The sequence below is a fragment of the bacterium genome (genome assembly GCA_035505375.1).
Classification (GTDB): domain Bacteria; phylum Hydrothermota; class Tepidihabitantia; order Tepidihabitantales; family Tepidihabitantaceae; genus UBA2258.
Window position 1 is genome coordinate 84,990 of record DATJQV010000024.1, and the last position, 17,776, is coordinate 102,765.

The window sequence follows — 17,776 nt, forward strand, 5'->3', positions numbered from 1 at the left end:
AGGGGTCTAGTGTCCGGCCTCAGGCGGGTTCCTTCTGCGAGAGAACGTGGACGATACGCTGGACGACGGTGATGAGACTGCCAAGCGCGATTACGCCGAGGGCGATCGGCATCCAGGTGCGTCCAAGCACGAACGCACCGAACAGCAGCACCAGGACCCGTACCGGCCGCTCAAAGAACCCGACCTTGCACTCCCGGCCCACGCCCTCGGCCCGCGCCCGGACGTAGCTCACCATGATTGATAGTACCAGAGCGACGACCGCCAGCAGTCCGTACCAGGATTCGCGGTAGTACCAGAACAGCCCGATCAGCTCGAACGATTCGCTCAACCGATCTACAGTTGAGTCAGTGAACGCTCCCAGGGGACTGGCGGTCCCGGTCCGGCGTGAGAGTTCGCCATCCAGCGTATCGCACAGCCCGACCAGCGCCGCAAACACGCCGCCGACTATGAACCGGCCGGTCGCGAAGAAGTACCCGGCCAGCAGGCTCAGCGGCAGGGCGACAACCGTTACAGCCATTGCCGACACGCGTAGCGCCATGAGGAGACTCACCAGCGGCCTCAGCAGCCTACGACCCTGCTGCTTCGTCGATTCCTTCATCTTCCTCTTCTCCGGCCCCGGCGACTACAACGACGGTCTCGCCCTTCATTTCGCGGTCACCAATCTGCGTCAGCACATCGGTGATCTTCCCGCGCAGGACCTCTTCGAAACGTTTCGTTAGTTCGCGGCACACTACGACATCGCGGTCGCCCCAGAGCCCGAGCATCTCTTCGAGCAGCCGCTTGACGCGGCGGGCCGCTTCGCAGTAGACAGTGGTCCGCTCCTCACCTTTGAGGTCGGCCAACCGTTTGCGCCGCCGGCCGTCGCGCTTGGGCAGGAATCCCTCGAAGGCGAACCGATCTGAAGGCAGGCCGGAAACGACAAGCCCGGCGAGCAGCGCCGACGCCCCCGGCACCGGGATTACCGACATACCCTCGCGGACCGCGGCACGAATCAGGTAGAATCCGGGGTCAGAAATCCCGGGCGTGCCGGCGTCGGTTATCAGCGCTATTCTTCTGCCCTGCCGGAGTTGCTCAATCAGTTCCGGCGTGCGGCTCACTTTGTTGTACTCGTGATACGAGGTCAGACGGTTGCGGATGTGATAGTGCTGCAAGAGCAGGCCGCTGTGCCTCGTGTCTTCGCAGGCGACAAGATCGACTGACTTCAGGATCTCGACCGCGCGATGGGTCATGTCCCCGAGGTTCCCGATCGGGGTTGAGACGACGTACAGACCCGGCGCAATGCCGCCGGTCTGCGCCTCGCCTGCCGGCGGGTTCAACCGCTCCGCCTACAGGTCGAAGAACTCAATATCAGATGTCTCCGTGTCGAGCATTGCGGCCGTGGCGCGGCCCGACAGCCAGCCGCAGGCCTCTCCCGGATTGACGATGACCGGACGCCAGCCTTCGTGCCGCGGTTTGTGCGTGTGGCCGTGCAGGTAGAAGTCGCAGTCCGGAACCGGGTTCAGCGGCTGGTGTGAGACAATGATGCGCTTCCCATCCAGCGCGAAGGCGTACGGGCCTTCGTTGAGCGCGAATCCCAATTCGTCTGCCCGTTGCCGCAAGGCCGCGCGGTCGCCGTCGCAGTTGCCGTAGACCGCGATCACCGGCATGGTGAGTCCGGCCAGCTCCTTGAGCACGAACTGGGCGACGATGTCGCCACAGTGCACGACGCGTTCCGGCCTAAGCCGGCTGAACAAGGCCACGGCCTCCCGTACCTTGTCCAGCCGGTCATGCGTATCGGAGATGATCCCTACTCGTGCCATTCACCAGCCCGGTTCGCTACGCGGCGGTCCGGAACTTCTGACTTCTAGCATCTAGCTTCTGACATCTTGCCTCGTCCGGTCCTCACCCAGGCTCACTGCAGTAGGTCGCGCAGCGGCTCGAACTTCCTCAGCCGCACCGGGTGGCGCAGCTTCTTGAGTGCTTTCGCCTCGATCTGCCTGACCCGTTCGCGGGTGATGTTGAATATCTGGCCGACTTCCTCCAATGTTCTCGGACAACCATCGCCGAGTCCGAACCTGAGCCGAAGCACCTTTTCCTCGCGTTTGGTCAGCACTGCCAGCGCTTCTTCGAGCTTCTCGCCCAGAAGCGATACGCCGGCAGCATGGGACGGCGAGGCGGTCTTCTCGTCGTAGATGAAGTCGCCGATGAAGCTGGTCTCGTCCTCGTCCACCGGCTTGTCCAGCGACACGCCGAACTGCGATATCTTGGACAGCGCCTCGATCTTCTCCTTCGGGGTCGAGAGCCGCTGGGCGAGCTCAGCCACGGTCGCCTCGCGTCCCTGTTTCTGCATGAACTGGCGCTGGATCTTGGCGACTTTGTTGATCGCGTCGATGATGTGGGCCGGCACGCGTACGGTGCGTGACTGGTCGGCAATCGCCCGGGTTATCGCCTGCTTGATCCACCACGTGGCGTAGGTCGAGAACTTGAATCCCTTGCGGTAGTTGAACTTCTCGACCGCCTTGATGAGCCCGACGTTGCCTTCTTCCAGCAGGTCGGCGAACTCCAGGCCGCGGTTTGCATACCGCTTGGCAATGGAGATGACCAGCCGCACGTTGCCTTCGATCATCTTGTCGCGCGCCGCCAGAATCCGGTTCTCGCACAGCGCTATCTCGGTCAGTACCTTGCGGACATCGGCGGTGTTGCGGTCAAGGAAGTCGTGACACTCGCGCAGCTTGTGCCTGACCTCGGCAATCTCGGGTGTGCCGTCGCGTCCCTCTGATTTTGCCACCAGCAGTTCGTGCGCCAGACCGAGTGCTTCGGTGCCCTTGTCCTTGAATTCGTCGATCAGGTTGTTGATGAGGTGGTGCTGCAGTGAAAGCGTCTGGACCCGGCTGAACACGATCTTCTTCGCATCGGCGATGTGCGAGCGTACGGCCGGCGATTGTTTGCGCTGCTTGAGTTTCTCGATTTTGTCGGCCTCGCGCCGGATGTCACGCAGGCAGCGGATGAACCGCTGCCGGTCGCGCCACAACGCCTTCTTGTCGAACAGGCACTCGAACTCGACGCGCGCAATCTGGTCCAGCGACTTGGTGCCTTCCTCAATCGACCAGCATTCCTCTACCAGTCGGCGCATCATCGATACCGGGTCGAACAGGTACTTAATGATGCTCTTGTATCCTTCCTCCATCTCCTTGGAGTAACGGATTTCCTCTTCGCGCGTCAGGAGTGGCAGCTTAGAGAGTTCGCGGAAGTACGACTTGGTCGGGTCCTCGGTGCGCTGGATTATGGGCTTGGGACCCTTCTGGATGACTGCTTCCGGTTCTTCCGCACGGGTCTCGGTCATCATGATACCGCTGCGGATGAGACCGGCTACGACTTCCTCCAGCCGGTCAGTCGACATCAAGACATCATCGGGAACCAGGTCCTCCAGTTCCTCGTAGGTAATCCGTTTGTCGCCTGAAGCCTTCTCATACACCGTATCGAGCCACGGCTCGCGTTCGGTCGATTCGCGCGCCTTGCGTCCCCGGCCGGGCGGGCGACCGGGCCCGCGTTTGCTGCCAGTGGGTCTTCGGGTTCCGGTTTTCAGGGCAAGTGGAGGCCGACCCCGCCGCTTGCGCTCCTTTTCACTCTTCATTGGCGAGCACTCCTTTCTCGCGTAACTTCCTGTAACAGTCTACTTCTTTCTCTCTGCAAATCCTCAACTGCCGCGTCGTCGCCCTTCGCATCCGCTTCCCTGAGCCGGCGATGCAGCCAGTCCGCACGGAACCGCCTCACGCGTTCCTGAAACTCGCCAGGTGTCGGTACGTCATCGAACGTCCAGGCCGAGACTATCTTGCGCGTCTCGTCCTCATCGATCAGTCCGAGCACCAGCCCGGCGTTGAAGCCCGGGTCGTCACAGTGGTCGGCGGCCAGCCGGGCAATCGGCCGCAGCTTCTCATCCTGCAGTATTTCTGCCAGTCCCAGGTCTCGAGCGATCCGCGCCAGGTCCTGAGTCTGGATCGCCGAGCCCAAGAGTTTCTCTTCCACCTTGCGGATCCCGGCGGCCCTGGCCGCACCCGGTTTTTCCTGCCCGGCGCTGCGCAGCAAGACCAGCTTGTTCACCCGGAACCGGTCGGCAATCCGGTTCGCGTACAACTCGCGGGTCGTGTCGTCGCCGATGAGCCGCAGCAGGCCGACCAATTCGGACAGGGCTGCCCGCTGTTCAGCGACTCGGGAGAGATCCCGACCCGCAAGCACGAATTCGGTCCAGTCCTGTCCCTGTGTCAGCAGCTCGACCAGCTTCTCCTTGCCGAATTTGCGGACGTACGAGTCCGGGTCGGTACCATCGGGCAGCGAGGCGATCTGCGGTTCAATCCCGGCGGCCAGCAGAATCTCGATTACCCTCCGGCCCGCCTTTCGGCCAGCGCTGTCTCCGTCGAAACAGACGGTGATGCGGGGGTTGTAACGTCGCAGCAGCTGCGCCTGGTTCGGCGTGAATGCCGTACCAAGCGGCGCCACGACGTTGTTGATGCCCGCGTTCACAAGTGACAGCATGTCGAAGTTGCCCTCGACCAATATCGGTATCTGCTCCCTGATGTATCCCTTTGCCTGGAATATCCCGTACAGGCTGTCACCCTTGCGGAAGATCGCAGTCTCAGGTGAATTCAGATACTTCGGTTCGCTGTCATCCAGCACCCGTCCGCCGAATGCGATGACCTTTCCCGACAGAGAGAAGATCGGAAACATCAACCGGCCGTGGAACCAGTCCACCAGTCCCTCGCCTCCCGTCCCTCGTCCCTCGACCCCCCTCAGTAAGCCCGCCTGCACGAGTGTTTCCTCCGACCAGCCTCGACGTTTCGCCTGTCCGCGCAGGATGTTGCCGGCCGGCGCAAACCCCAACCTGAACCTGCGCACGGTCTCCGCGTTCAGTCCTCGTCGCTCAACATAGGCAGCCGCTGCCGGCATCTTCGGGAGCTGCTGCTCGTAGAACTGGCAGACCTGCTCGCAGATGCCGTACAGCGCCTGATTCTTGCCCGACGCCTGCTCGGTCTCGACCGTGATTCCCAGCTTCTTCGCGAGGAACTTCACGGCCTCGGGAAACTCAAGCTTCTCCGTCACCATCACGAAGTTGATGGCCGTCCCGCCGGCCCCGCAACCGAAACAGTGATAGGTCTGCCGCTCCTGGTTGACGTGGAACGACGGTGTCCGCTCGGAATGAAACGGGCACAGTCCCTTGTAGTAGCGTCCGGCTTTCTTCAGCGGCACGTACCCACCGACCAACTGCACAATGTCGGTCTGCATCCGCACCTGTTCAATGACTTCCTGTTTGATCATCAGGCGCTCTTCAGCTTCACTACGGTCACGCCGCTGCCCCCCGCCGACTGCTCGGCCAGGCTGATCGTGTCTACGCGGGAATCGCGCCGCAACCTGTCCCACAGCGCACGGCGCAAGACCCCGCCGCCTTTGCCGTGAACGATGGTGAGTTCAGCCGAGCCTACCATCAGGGCCTCATCAAGGAATTTCGTCACCGCGTCGTCTGCTTCCTCCCGTGTCATTCCGCGAACGCTCAACCTCGTGTCGAACATGTACGGCTCCGGTTGAATCGGCTCGGGCTCGGGCTTCACTTCCGCAGGTTTGACCAGCCTCAAGTCAGCCGCCGCCAGTTCCATCTTGATCTGGCCAAAGGCGACCGTCGCGTTGTTCTCTCTCACTTCGACGACCACGCCCTGCCTGCGAAACGTATGCGACTCAACGTTATCCCCGGGCTTGAGTCCTTCCGGTACCGCGCCCGGCGATTCCGGCTCCACCGGCCCGAAACTGACCTCGGCAAGCGCCTGCTCGACATGTTGCTTGGCGGCAACCACGCTTTCGTGGTTGGCCTTCTGCTCCCTTATCTGCCTTACCAGATTCTCTATCTCGCGCCGCTTTTCCCGCAGGAAGTGTTCTTCCTCGGCATGCAGTCGCTCAGCCGCGTCCTCGGCTTCCGCCCTTGCTTCACGCAGCCTGACATCGTAATCCTGACGCAGCTTTGCTGCCTGTCGTTGCTCTTGCTCGGCTGCCGACCGGGCCACCCTGGCCTTGTGCAGTTCCTCATCGAGCGACCTGAGCTTCGCGCCCATGTCCAGCCACTCGCGGCCGATTCGAGTCCTCGCTCGCTCGATGACCCCGGCTGGCATCCCGGCACCCGCGGCAATCTCGAACGCACTCGACTCGCCCGGAAATCCCATCTTCAGCCGATACGTCGGCCCCTGCGATTGACGACTGACGATTGACGATTGACGATTCCCGGATGTCCCAGTATTCGACATTCGACACTCGTCATTCGTCACTTCCTTCCGTCCCCATTCCATCGCTGCATTGGCCATGCCGGGCTCGTCCTGCGCGAACATCTTCAGTGCGCCAAAGTGGGTCGTCACGACGCTCCTCACGCCGCGGTCGCGCAGCGACTCCAGCACGGCGACGGCGAGGGCAGCACCCTCCTCCGGCGCGGTGGACGCACCAATCTCGTCTATCAAGACGAGGCTATCGGCGTCAGCCTTGTCCAGTATCTCCTTCAGTCTGCTGACGTGCGCCGTGAAGGACGACAGGTCCGAGTCGAGCGACTGCTCGTCACCGATGTCAGCGAAGACCCTCTTGAAGACGGGGAGCCGGGTTCCGGTCGCGGCCGGCACATACATGCCGGCATTCAACATCAGGGACAGGAGCCCCACGGTCTTCAGAACCACCGTCTTTCCGCCGGCGTTCGGCCCGGAGATCAGCACCACCTGCCCCTCATCCGGGAACCGCATGTCCAGCGGCACCACGTTCACCTTCCGATATAGCAGCAACGGATGCCTGGCTCTCACCAGTTCCAGCCCGCGGTCCGCGGCCAGCTCCGGCCTCCGGCAGTCGAACCGGGCAGCAAATCGGCGCTTGGCGACCAGCACATCAAGCGCGCCCGCCACAACCAGTGCCGCTGACAGCTCCGGCACGTGCTCGGCGACCAGCCGCGATAGCGCGCGCAAGATGCGCGCCACTTCTTCAGCCTCGGCGTCCTGCAGCTCCTGCAACTCGTTCCCATCCGATACCAGCGACAGCGGCTCGACGAACAGGGTCTGACCGCTGCCCGAGCTGCCATGGACAACCCCCGGTACTCCGGTCCGGTGCTCAAGCAACAACGGCAGCACGAACCGCCCGCCTCTAACGGTGGGTATGCCACCGAACCAGCCCGGATTGTCGGCCGCCATACGTTCGAGCTTCCTGACCAGCGCATTCCGCATGCCCCGAAGCCGGCGCCTGATGTCGGCCAGCTCCGGCGACGCCGAGTCGCGGACCGCGCCCGCGTCGTCAATCGCGTCGTCAATCCCGCGTTCGAGCGACGGTAGCGGCACCAAGCCGTGTATCAGCGACCTGACGTTGACCACGTCCTGCCGCTGGTTCTGAAAGAACTCGCGGCACTTCCTGATGCCGGCGCAGGCCAGCCGGACGTGCAGCAACTCATCGCCCGTGAGCAACCCGGACGCGCGTAGCTGCTCAAGCAGGGGCCTTATGTCCTTCACCTCGGCGAGCGGCGGCTCGTCACCGAGGCTGGTGACCTCATCCAGCCGGTCGAGCTCGGCGGCAATCTGCTGCACATCCGAGACCGGCTCAAGTGCCAGGGCGCGCTCGCGGCCCATGTCGGTCTGACACAGCCCGGCCAGGATTTCTCGCACGCGCGTGAAACCCAGGACCTCAAGCGTGTGACTATCCAAGTACGGCTCCGTTACAGCCTATTCCCCGACTCTTTGTCCTGACTTCTGCCTGCTGCATCGGCGTCAGCAGAGTGCCGGCCTACGACCCAACCGGTTGCAGAAGGCGGTTAGTTGTCGTCCTGCTGCCTGCGGCGGAACGCACGACGCCGTGACTCTGCCTGCTTCCGCTTTTTCTTTTCGCTAGGCTTCTCGAAGAACTCGCGGCGCTTCACCTCCCGCAGAATCCCGGCGTTCTCGCATGCCCGGCGGAAACGACGGATGAAGCTCTCGTAGGATTCACCTTCCTTGACTGTAATACCTACCATGACTCGATTGCACCTCCCTTCAAGTCGTTTAAGTGGGATCGGGAAAAGACATGCATGAGGCTAAGTGCCTATCTCTTCATGATACATCTTACCCTAAATCACCCAGCAAGCCCAGAGCCATCGCGGCAACCGTGATTGCCGCGGTCTCTGCTCTCAACCTTCTCGGGCCCAGCGTGAACGGTGCGGCCCCAACGCTCTTCAGCGCTTCGATCTCGGCCGGCTCGAACCCGCCCTCCGGACCCACGACAATCAGGACCGAATGGGCAGCTCGCTTCAAAGCCTTGTCCAGCCCCGTACCGGTTTCGTCCTCATAGGCTACCAGCACCTGGTCGAACTCGCCATCCAGTTTCAGAAGTCGGTCGAACTCGACGGGCGCATCAATCTTCGGCAACACCGTCCTCGTTGAGGACTTCAGCGCTGCGAGCGATACTGCCCGGAGCCGATCGAGCTTCGCCGGGCTCAGCCGGCCGACTGTCCGAGCGCTCAGGAACGGGATAATGCGGCTGACTCCCAGCTCAGTTGTCTGGCTGCACACCTGTGCCAGATGGTCGCCCTTCAGAACTGCCTGCGCGATGGCAACCCGATGCTTCGGCTCCCGCGCGCCTCTCGTATCCGACAGCACACGGCCCACAACCCGGTCTGACCGCACTGCGGTCAGTTCTACCTCGTGCTCGCCTCCGGCTCCATCAACCACGCCGATAACGCTCCCCACCTCGTGTCTCATCACCCGGCTGATGTGCCGTGCCTCAGGGCCAGTGATGGTTAGCATCCCATCCTTCGGCGGGGTCGGCGAGTAATAGAGGTCGTGGGGCATAGTGTGCTAATGACCAATTACCAATTGCCAATGACCAATCAAAGAGGAAATGTCTAAGCGCCAACCGCCGGATCCCTTTGGCATTGGGCCTTGATTAGAAATCAGGAATTGAGACTCGGTCGTTTGCCTCATGCTGGTTTCCTCGGCCCCGGCGTCGGCTCGCTCTTCGACTCGTCGAGCTTCTTGAGAAGGTTCTTTTCGTCACGCGAGAGATGCCTGGGAACGTGGATAACGACACGAACCAGCTCGTCTCCTACTCCGCCGTCGAGATGCTTGATCCCGGCGCCGCGGATGTGCAGAACGGTACCGGACTGCGTGCCGGCCGGAACCTCGAGTTCCTTCTCACCGGAGAGCGTCGGCACCTTCAGCTTGCTGCCCATGACCGCGGTCGCGATGCTGACCGGCACCTCAACTGCAATGTCATCGCCCTGTCTCAGGAAAAGCGGGTGCTCCCGCTCCTCGAATTGCACCAGCACATCTCCGTTGCCGGCCGGGCCATAGTGTCCCTCCCCGTGCAAGGGGAGATAGTGGCCGGCCGAGACTCCGGCCGGGATTCTGACCTTGAGGGTCCTGGGCTTCCTGACCCGCCCCTCGCCGGAGCAGACCTTGCAGGTTTCTTTGACCCGTTCACCCGCGCCACCGCAGTCGGGGCACGGCTGAACCTGGACGAACTGACCCAGAAACGAGCTCGCCCGGTGCTGGACCTGACCCTGGCCGTGGCACGTAGCGCAGGTTTCTTTGCCCCTGCCGCCCGCGCCGGCGCACTCCGGGCACCGCTCGAACCGGTTGAAACTGAGCTCCTTGGTGACCGACTCCGCAATTTCCTCAAGGCCAAGCCGCACTGAAATCCTGATGTCGCCGCCGCGCGCGCGTCGTCGCGACTGCTGCCTGCCGCCGACCAACAGGTCGAACAGGCCGCCGCCACCGCCCATGCCAAAGCCCTGCAGCAGGTCGCCGAAGATGTCGGAGATGTCGTTGACGTGCGTGAAGTCACGCCGGAAATCGAACCCGCCCGGCCCGAACTGCCGGGACACGCCTTCGTGTCCGTACGTGTCGTAAAGCTTCCGCTTGTCCGCGTCGGCCAGGACCTCGTACGCCTCGGAGAGTTCCTTGAACTTCTCTTCGGCCTCAGCCCGGTTGTCGGGATTGCGATCCGGGTGGTGTTCCTTGGCCAGTCGGCGGTATGCGGACTTGACTTCATCCTGGGAGACGCCGCGGCTGATGCCGAGCACCTCGTAGTAGTCGCGCCTCGTAGTGGCCATGGCCCCTAATGACTAATGCCCGATTCCCAATTACCAACGAATGACCAATTGCGCCCGATCAGCGGTTCGGCACACGGGTATTCGTTGGACATTAGTAATCGGTCATGGGGAATTCGCACGGAAAGCTCTGCGGCCTTCAAACGGCGACAGCCGCCGTCCAACACGCCAAAGCCACTATCGAAGGAATGCAGCGTCCGGCTCGCCCCGCTACTTCTTGTCCTCGTCGATGACGGTATAGTCGGCGTCGACCTTCTTGCCGGAATCAGTCTCCGGCTGGGGGCCGGTCGCGCCGGGTTGAGGCCCGGACTCTTTCTGACGGTACATCTCTTCAGCCAGCTTGTAGCTCACCTTCTGTAGTTTCTCTATCGACGTGTCTATCGCCGCCTTATCGTCACCCTTCATGGTCCGGCGCAGGTCCGCGGTCGCCTCCTCGATCGCCTGCTTGTCGGCGGCCGGGACTTTTTCGCCAAACTCTTTCAGGGTCTTTTCGGTCTGGTAGATAAGCGTATCGGCGCGGTTGCGGCTGTCAACAAGCTCGCGTCGCTTCCGGTCATCGGCCGCATGAGCCTGCGCGTCGCCAACCATGCGGTCGACTTCGTCCTTGGCCAGCCCGGAGGAAGCCGTAATCCGGATTGACTGCTCCTTGCTGGTCGCCTTGTCCTTGGCGGTCACGTGGAGAATGCCGTCCGCATCGATATCAAACGTCACCTCGATCTGCGGCGTGCCGCGCGGAGCCGGGGGAATGCCCGAGAGCTCGAACCGGCCCAGCGTCCGGTTGTCCCCAGCCAGCTCGCGTTCGCCCTGCAGCACGTGAACCGTCACCGCCGGCTGTCCGTCCTCGGCGGTAGTGAACACCTGGCTCTTCCGGGTGGGAATCGTCGTATTCCGGTCGATAACCTTGGTCATCACTCCGCCCAGAGTCTCGATGCCGAGCGAAAGCGGGGTCACGTCGAGCAGCACGACGTCCTTCACCTCGCCGGCCAGCACTGCGCCCTGGATGGCCGCGCCGATGGCAACGACCTCGTCCGGGTTAATGCCCTTGTGCGGCTCCTTGCCGAAGAACTCGCGGACCAGGAACTGCACGCGGGGCATGCGGGTCTGGCCGCCGACGAGAATGACCTCGTCGATGTCGCGTGTAGTCACCTTGGCATCGGTCAGCGCCTGCTTCACCGGGCCGAAACTCCGCTGCACCAGGTCCTCGACCAGCGCCTCGAGCTTGGAACGGGTCAGACGCATGTCGATGTGCATCGGGCCCTTCTTCTCGTCCGACCAGATGAAGGGCAGGTTGATGGAAGTCTCCATCGAACTGGAAAGCTCGCACTTCGCCTTCTCCGCCGCTTCCTTCACCCGCTGCAGCGCTGTCTTGTCCGCTGCCAGGTCCACGCCGTGCTCGCTCTTGAATTCGTTGATGACCCAGTCCATTATCCGCTGGTCGAAATCGTCGCCGCCGAGGTGCGTGTCGCCGTTGGTCGACTTCACCTCGAACACGCCCTCGCCGATCTCGAGGACCGAGATGTCGAACGTGCCTCCGCCAAGGTCGTAGATGGCAATCCGTTCCGACTTCTTCTTGTCGAGGCCGTAGGCCAGCGCGGCCGCGGTCGGCTCGTTGATGATACGCAGGACTTCCAGGCCGGCAATCTTGCCCGCATCCTTGGTCGCCTGTCGCTGCGAGTCGTTGAAATAGGCCGGAACCGTGATGACCGCCTTGGTCACTACCTCGCCGAGGTAGGCCTCGGCCGACTTCTTCAGGTACTGCAGAATCATGGCTGAGACCTCGGGTGGGGAGAGGCGCTTGCCGTCCACATCAACCCAGGCGTCGCCGTTCGCCGCCTCGACCACGTGGAATGGAACGCGCTTGTGCTCATCCAGGGTCTCACTGTACCGCCGGCCCATGAACCGCTTGATTGAATAGACCGTCTGCTCGGGATTGATGACCGCCTGCCGCTTGGCCAGCGTGCCCACCAGCCGTTCCTTGCCCAGCGCCACGACCGAAGGAGTCGTCCTCCCGCCCTCCGGGTTCGGAATCACTACCGGCTGCCCGCGCTCCATCACCGCTACACACGAAAATGTCGTCCCTAGATCTATGCCTATTACCTTTGCCATCACTTACCTCCAAAACTCCAACTGATAACTAATCTGAAACAGCCGCAGCAGTGCGGCTCAATAGTCAGAATACTCATTTCCGAATTCTTAACCATTAGACTCGCTAACCGACCCCTCGATTTCCGCCGCCTCCGCTTCCGGTTCTTGCCCCGCGCCACTCGGCTTCCTGGTTGCACCTTCGGAGTCCCGACGTTCTGAATTCTGGTCTCTGGTCTCTGAATTCTGATTTGTCCGGCCCGCCTTAGCAACCACCACTCTCGCCGGCCTCAGCACTCGCTCTCCACATGCGTACCCCTTGCAGATCTCGCTCACGACCGTTCCCGGTTCCTGCTCTTCGGTGTGAACGAAGCTGATGGCCTCAGCCCGGCGCGGGTCGAATTGTGTCCCCGCGCAGCTATACTCCTCCACTCCGTGCTTGCAGAGCGTCTCACGCAACTGACGGTGAATCAGGTCGATACCTTTCTTCAGGCTCTCCGCGCCTGCGCCCTCGCCCGCAGTCTGCAATGCCCGCTCGAAGTTGTCCAACACGGGCACAAGGTCCAGAACAAACGCCTCCAGCGCCAGCCTCCGACTAACCTCGCTGTCGCGCTCGGTTCGCTTCCGAAGATTGTCGAAGTCAGCAACTGCCCGTAAGTACTCTTCCTGCAGATTCTTACACGCAGCCGACTTCTCGTCAAACTGCTCCTTGAGTTGGGTGACCGGACCTTTCTTTTCTTGTGCCATGTGAAGTCATAAGATTAGACATTCTAAGGCTATACAGGGATTCTACCCCATGCGGAAGGCCGCGCCCATGGCGCGGTCTTTCCTAACCATCAATGGTTAGCCGCAGGCGTGGGTCCAGTAGCAGGTCGATGAAGTTTGCTTGTCCGGGGCCGGTCAGCTAGCAGCTGGTTTCGGGCAGTTCGGCGGTCGCCGTTCGGCCTTCGGCGTTTCTATGCGCCCCGAATCGCCGGTTGCGTCGTCAGGTCACGGTCAGGCTGTCGGACCAGCGGTCGGGCGGCCAATCTAGAATCGGCAATCTAAAATCCAAAATGACCTCGGCGGCGTGTCAAATGGGTGAAGAGGACGCTGACAGCTAACTGCTGACGGCCAGGGTCAGCGGTGCACGGTGCGTGGCTGGTTGAAGCGGAGACGGCTGCCGTCCCCGATAGCGCGGTCATGGCCCGAGTTTGCGGTTCCTGTATCCAAAGTGGTCGTAGTAGTACAACATCTCGCGCCAGGCCTGCCGTTCCAGCGCGGACATCGTGAAGCTGCTACTCCCCTTGCTGCCGGCGAGCTGGACCTTGATGACCGTGTCGGCCGGGGCCTTGGAGACGGCCAGGGGCAGGACGTATTCGGGTTCGAAGGAGTGAGCTTCATACACCGCCCCGTTCGGTAGCGTGCTGCGTCTGACATCGCTTTCGTCCCAGTCCACTGCGAAACGTTTGCCCCCGACCAGCACTGCCGCCGAGTGCATCGCAAGCGAGTCCTTGCCGATGTACACCACACTCACGACGAGCCTCGCGTCGTCATCGCTTCCTTCATACACACCAAGGTTCAGGCGGGGGTCGGTGTCCGGTATCTTGTCGGAATTCACATGCCTGAACATGGCCGAGCCATCGGTCTCGTTCCGTTGAACCAGCAGGCGTTGTTCGATGTCCCCGACGCGTGCGAAAAGGGCGCTGTCGGAATCAGAGTCCGAAGAAGTCTTGGGTTCGGATGCGACCGCAAAGCCGAGTGCGAGGCAGACAAGGAGCATCATCCTGATACCGGCGTTCATGGTTCCTCCTCTTTCCGGTTCACGGGAATTTCGGGTGACGTTGTCGATCTCCGTTCATCGCAGGCCTTCAGTAGTTGGCCGTCATCGCCGCGGGATTGTAGAGAACAAGCGCGAGGATGTCAAAAAGCGCTGGCGGACGGTGGTCAGCGGACGCGGGACTCGGGTGAAGCGAAAACGGCTACCGGCTCCGCCCCATAAAAGCCCCACCGTCCTCGATAGTCCATCGGCTCGCAGTTCAGGCAATCTGCGCAATCAACAATCTGGAATGAGGTTGCGGATGGCAGGGGAGACGCCGTCCGCAATCTGCAATCGAGAATCTGCAATCTTGAATCAGTTCGACACCCCTGTGGCCGCGGAGAACGCAAAGTGGAGCCAGGAGTCCGGGTTCGCAGCCGCCCTGGGTGTTTTGACTCTTGGCTTTTGACTTCTGACCTTTGACTTGCGCGTCGGACGCCTGCTATGCGCTCAGTTCGCCGGAAGCCGGGAGTATACGATATAAGAATAGAGCACGAGGACAGCGGCAGTGGCCAGCGCGGGCGCGAGTATGAAGGGCAGCGCGTAACGGCCGAAGAAGACGCCCAGCATGCTCACGCCGCCGGCGACCGTAAACAGCCAGCGGCCCAGGCGATGGGTCTTCTCCCACACGACGTCGCTGGCCAGGGTCCATGGCGTCCTGATGCCGACAAAGTAGTTCCGCTTTGCCCTGCCCAGCAACTGGCCCATGAAGATGCACAGCAACCCGAATGCCACCGGCAGAGTCTGGTTCGGCGAGACCCGCACCTGCAGGTTCCACAGAATCACCTGCACACCAATGCCCAGGATGAACAGCAGCACTACCACAATCAGCCAGTCATAGATGCCGCGGAACTGAAGGATGTTCTTCTTCAGCGGGTCGATGCGGGGAATCGCGAAGAAAACGAGCCACGTCAAGGCGATGATGGCCGGCGATATCAGCAGGCTCGGCAGGCGCGGCATGTAGCCGTTTACCTCGCCGGCCGCATTCCAGTGGTCGGCCATCTGTGCCGGCATCCTCGGGTAGAAGACAGCCGCCAGCGCAACCGAAAGCGCCAGTATCACCAGACCTGCGATTTCACCTTTGGTCATGAATGCTCCCTGCTGGACGAAGGCTTGTCCTGTCGGACATCGTTGACTCTACTCACCGTATCTCGATTCTAGAACCCGCGGACGACTATGTCAAATGGCGGGTGAGCCGCCAATCTGCAATCGTCAGTTCACAGCGGAGCGCGGCGGAGGACACGGCGAATCCGCGCCGGTAGCGCATGATTCGGGACATGATGCCGGCCCCGGAAAGCCGGTTGATTGCAGCATTGTGCCGTGCTATACTGAGATACTTTGGCGAGCGTCAGCAGATAACATCGATGGAGGAGCAATGAACCGATATCTTGTCGCGGCTGTGGTCGCAGCCGGCCTGATGGCCGGGGCGGTGAGGGCGCAGTATCTCGAGGCGAAGATTCCCCTCGGTTTCCATATGTTCGAGCCCTGCGCGCTGGCGTATGACTCGACCGACAACGAAGTCTTCTGCGCCGGCGACGGCAGCGCGAACGTGACGGTGATCGATGGCGCGACCGGCCACTATCTCCTGACCGTTCCGGTCGACTCTGCGCCCGAGGCGTTGTGCTGGAACTCGCAGAACGACCGCGCCTATTGTGCGAACAACGCTCGCGGCACCGTGACCGTTATCGACGGCGCGACGAACTCGTCGGTTGCAGCCGTGCCGGTCGGCACCCAGCCCGACGCGCTCTGCTATAACCCGCGGAGCAACAGGGTCTACTGCGCGAATAACGGCTATCCCGGAACGGTAACGGTGATTGACGGCGGGACCAACTCAGTCATCACGACCGTCACGACCGGGATGGCGCCCTGGGCCCTGTGCTGCAACCCGCAGGACAACAAGGTCTATTGCGCGAACTACAGCGACGACAATGTGACGATAATCGACGGCACCACCAATGCGGTCCTCGCGACGCCGGCGACCGGCACCCATCCCTGCGCGCTTTGCTACAACGCTGCCGATGACAAGGTCTACGCCGCGAACGGCGACGGCGGCAGTGTGACCGTGATTGACGGGGCCTCGAACGCAGTGATCACGACGGTCACGGTCGGCACCGATCCCTGCGCGCTTTGCTGGAACTCGGTGGACGACAAGGTCTATGCCGCGAATGAAGTCACCTCGACCGTGACGATCATCGGCGGGGCCTCGAACGCAGTGCTCGCGACGGTCGGGGTGGGAGCGACGCCGCGAGCCTTGTGCTACAACGCCGGGGACGACAAAGTCTACTGTGCGAACGGTGACGGCAGCAGCGTCTCGGTGATTGGGGGGGCCTCAAACGCCGTGGTAGCGACGCCCACGGCTGGGACGGCACCTTGGGCCCTGTGCTACAATCCCCAGCGCGGCCACGTCTATTGCGCGAACCACGGGAGCATGAGCCTGACCGTGCTCGACGGCGGCTCAAACCAGGTTTTCACGACGGTGGCGTCCGACTCCATGCCCTCTTCCCTGTGCTACGACCCCGCGCGCGTCCGGGTCTACTGCGCGAACCAGGGGAGCAACACCGTGACGGTAGTCGACTGCGCCACCAACCGGGCGACTGCGACCGTTCCTGTCGGCGCGGAGCCCTACGGGCTGTGTCTGAACCCGCAGGACAGCAAGGTCTACTGCTGCAACTTCACCGGCAACAGCGTGACGGTCATTGACGCCGTGTCGAATCAGGTCATCACGACGCTGGCGGCCGGGACCGGATGCCTCAGCCTCTGCTACAACCCGCACGACGACAAGGTCTACTGCGCGGCCAACGGCAGCAACCAGGTTGCGGTGATTGACGGCGCGGCGAACACCATTATCACCCGCGTGCCGGTCGGGCATTATCCCGGCTCGCTGCTCTACAACCCGCAGCACAACAAGATCTACTGCACCAACTGGGACGACATGAACGTGAGCGTTATCGACGGCGCATCGAACGCGGTCATCACGACTATCCCGCTCGGCGCGTCAAGCGGCGCCGACGTCTACAACCCGCACGACGACAAGGTCTACTTCGCCGGTTACGACAGCAGCAACGTGACAATCGTGGACGGCGATTCGGATGAGATCATCACGCGCGTGGCCACCGGCACGCGACCGATGGGCCTGGAATACAACCCGCAGGATAACAAAGTCTACTGCGCGAACGAGATGAGTAATACGGTCAGCGTGATTGGCGGGACGTCGAATGCGGTGATCCGCACTCTCACGACCGGCGACTACCCGGTTTCCCTCGCGTACAACCCGGTCGACAATAAGGTCTTCTGCGCGGTTGAAGGCGCGGGCAACATCAACGTGATTGATGGCGCCACCGACTCCATGCTTGGGTATATCTTTGTCGGCGAGGCCCCGACCAACGCGGTCTGCGACCCGGTCCACGATCGCGTGTACGTGGCCAACACGTGGTCCCACAACATCGCCGTAATCCGCGACTCGGCGTTGGGAATCGAAGACCGTCCTGCCCGGGCCGCGCAGACCGGGCGGCTCGAAGTCCGGCCCAATCCGTTCCGCACAAGGACGGCTATCAGCTTGCAGCTTACGGCTAGCGGCCCGGCGGATCTGGCAATATGTGATGCCGCCGGACGTCGCGTTCGTTCCCTCCCGGCCGTTAGCCGTAGGCTGTCGGCGGTTGGCTCATTCTCCTGGGACGGCACCGACGACTCCGGCCGATCCCTGCCGCCCGGCGTCTACTTTGTCACCCTCACCGTGGACGGCTTCACGACCTCGCAGAAGCTCGTCATGGAAAAGTAGCCGATGTGACAGCGGACTGCTCGTAGCAGGCAGCGGCGGGCGCAGGCCCGCC

The 17,776-nt window shown here is 62.1% G+C and carries 14 protein-coding genes; 1 reads left to right on the top strand and 13 read right to left on the bottom strand.

What is annotated here, in order from left to right; genetic code table 11:
* Nucleotides 1–19 precede the first annotated feature (19 nt).
* The 13 genes from VMH22_03820 to VMH22_03880 form a co-directional block, all read right to left on the bottom strand.
* Nucleotides 20–598, bottom strand: a complete 579-nt coding sequence (locus tag VMH22_03820; GenBank protein ID HTW90814.1) for a CDP-alcohol phosphatidyltransferase family protein — start codon at nt 596–598, stop codon at nt 20–22.
* Nucleotides 567–1,316: a 16S rRNA (cytidine(1402)-2'-O)-methyltransferase gene (gene rsmI / locus VMH22_03825; protein ID HTW90815.1), complete on the bottom strand. Its 750-nt coding sequence runs from the start codon at nt 1,314–1,316 to the stop codon at nt 567–569. The genes VMH22_03820 and rsmI overlap by 32 nt, the downstream gene beginning before the upstream one ends.
* Before the next feature lie 9 nt (nt 1,317–1,325).
* Nucleotides 1,326–1,799 (bottom strand): metallophosphoesterase, encoded by a 474-nt coding sequence (locus VMH22_03830; GenBank protein HTW90816.1) that lies wholly within the window; start codon nt 1,797–1,799, stop codon nt 1,326–1,328.
* Between the two features lie 92 nt (nt 1,800–1,891).
* Nucleotides 1,892–3,613 carry a sigma-70 family RNA polymerase sigma factor gene (locus VMH22_03835; protein ID HTW90817.1) on the bottom strand — a complete coding sequence of 574 codons (1,722 nt, stop codon included), beginning with the start codon at nt 3,611–3,613 and terminating at the stop codon, nt 1,892–1,894.
* Entirely contained in the window at nt 3,610–5,292 is a 1,683-nt protein-coding gene (gene dnaG / locus VMH22_03840; GenBank protein HTW90818.1) for a DNA primase, read from the bottom strand. The genes VMH22_03835 and dnaG overlap by 4 nt, the downstream gene beginning before the upstream one ends.
* Nucleotides 5,292–7,688 (bottom strand): Smr/MutS family protein, encoded by a 2,397-nt coding sequence (locus VMH22_03845; GenBank protein ID HTW90819.1) that lies wholly within the window; start codon nt 7,686–7,688, stop codon nt 5,292–5,294. The genes dnaG and VMH22_03845 overlap by 1 nt, the downstream gene beginning before the upstream one ends.
* Nucleotides 7,689–7,795: 107 nt before the next feature.
* Complete coding sequence (rpsU, locus tag VMH22_03850; GenBank protein ID HTW90820.1) at nt 7,796–7,993, bottom strand: 30S ribosomal protein S21; 198 nt, start codon at nt 7,991–7,993, stop codon at nt 7,796–7,798.
* A gap of 88 nt (nt 7,994–8,081) precedes the next feature.
* Entirely contained in the window at nt 8,082–8,807 is a 726-nt protein-coding gene (locus tag VMH22_03855; protein ID HTW90821.1) for an RsmE family RNA methyltransferase, read from the bottom strand.
* 128 nt (nt 8,808–8,935) lie between these two features.
* Nucleotides 8,936–10,069, bottom strand: coding sequence for a molecular chaperone DnaJ (gene dnaJ / locus VMH22_03860; GenBank protein ID HTW90822.1), 1,134 nt, complete (start codon nt 10,067–10,069; stop codon nt 8,936–8,938).
* A 207-nt stretch (nt 10,070–10,276) separates the two neighbouring features.
* Complete coding sequence (dnaK, locus tag VMH22_03865; GenBank protein ID HTW90823.1) at nt 10,277–12,172, bottom strand: molecular chaperone DnaK; 1,896 nt, start codon at nt 12,170–12,172, stop codon at nt 10,277–10,279.
* Between the two features lie 87 nt (nt 12,173–12,259).
* On the bottom strand, nt 12,260–12,895 hold the full coding sequence (gene grpE / locus VMH22_03870) for a nucleotide exchange factor GrpE (GenBank protein HTW90824.1): 636 nt from the start codon (nt 12,893–12,895) through the stop codon (nt 12,260–12,262).
* A 433-nt stretch (nt 12,896–13,328) separates the two neighbouring features.
* A complete protein-coding gene (locus VMH22_03875) occupies nt 13,329–13,931 on the bottom strand; it encodes a hypothetical protein (GenBank protein HTW90825.1) in 603 nt (200 codons plus the stop codon).
* Between the two features lie 465 nt (nt 13,932–14,396).
* Nucleotides 14,397–15,035 (bottom strand): SdpI family protein, encoded by a 639-nt coding sequence (locus VMH22_03880; protein HTW90826.1) that lies wholly within the window; start codon nt 15,033–15,035, stop codon nt 14,397–14,399.
* 286 nt (nt 15,036–15,321) lie between these two features.
* Between VMH22_03880 and VMH22_03885 the strand changes: the two genes are divergently transcribed.
* A complete protein-coding gene (locus tag VMH22_03885) occupies nt 15,322–17,724 on the top strand; it encodes a FlgD immunoglobulin-like domain containing protein (GenBank protein HTW90827.1) in 2,403 nt (800 codons plus the stop codon).
* Nucleotides 17,725–17,776: the final 52 nt, after the last annotated feature.

Bases quoted from the DNA above. Each gene is read 5' to 3' on its own strand.
- VMH22_03820 (HTW90814.1), bottom strand. From the start codon at position 598: ATGAAGGAATCGACGAAGCAGCAGGGTCGTAGGCTGCTGAGGCCGCTG.
- dnaJ (HTW90822.1), bottom strand. From the start codon at position 10,069: ATGGCCACTACGAGGCGCGACTACTACGAGGTGCTCGGCATCAGCCGC.
- VMH22_03885 (HTW90827.1), top strand. From the start codon at position 15,322: ATGAACCGATATCTTGTCGCGGCTGTGGTCGCAGCCGGCCTGATGGCC.
- dnaK (HTW90823.1), bottom strand. From the start codon at position 12,172: ATGGCAAAGGTAATAGGCATAGATCTAGGGACGACATTTTCGTGTGTA.
- VMH22_03835 (HTW90817.1), bottom strand. From the start codon at position 3,613: ATGAAGAGTGAAAAGGAGCGCAAGCGGCGGGGTCGGCCTCCACTTGCC.
- VMH22_03830 (HTW90816.1), bottom strand. From the start codon at position 1,799: ATGGCACGAGTAGGGATCATCTCCGATACGCATGACCGGCTGGACAAG.
- VMH22_03875 (HTW90825.1), bottom strand. From the start codon at position 13,931: ATGAACGCCGGTATCAGGATGATGCTCCTTGTCTGCCTCGCACTCGGC.
- dnaG (HTW90818.1), bottom strand. From the start codon at position 5,292: ATGATCAAACAGGAAGTCATTGAACAGGTGCGGATGCAGACCGACATT.
- VMH22_03880 (HTW90826.1), bottom strand. From the start codon at position 15,035: ATGACCAAAGGTGAAATCGCAGGTCTGGTGATACTGGCGCTTTCGGTT.
- grpE (HTW90824.1), bottom strand. From the start codon at position 12,895: ATGGCACAAGAAAAGAAAGGTCCGGTCACCCAACTCAAGGAGCAGTTT.
- rpsU (HTW90820.1), bottom strand. From the start codon at position 7,993: ATGGTAGGTATTACAGTCAAGGAAGGTGAATCCTACGAGAGCTTCATC.
- VMH22_03855 (HTW90821.1), bottom strand. From the start codon at position 8,807: ATGCCCCACGACCTCTATTACTCGCCGACCCCGCCGAAGGATGGGATG.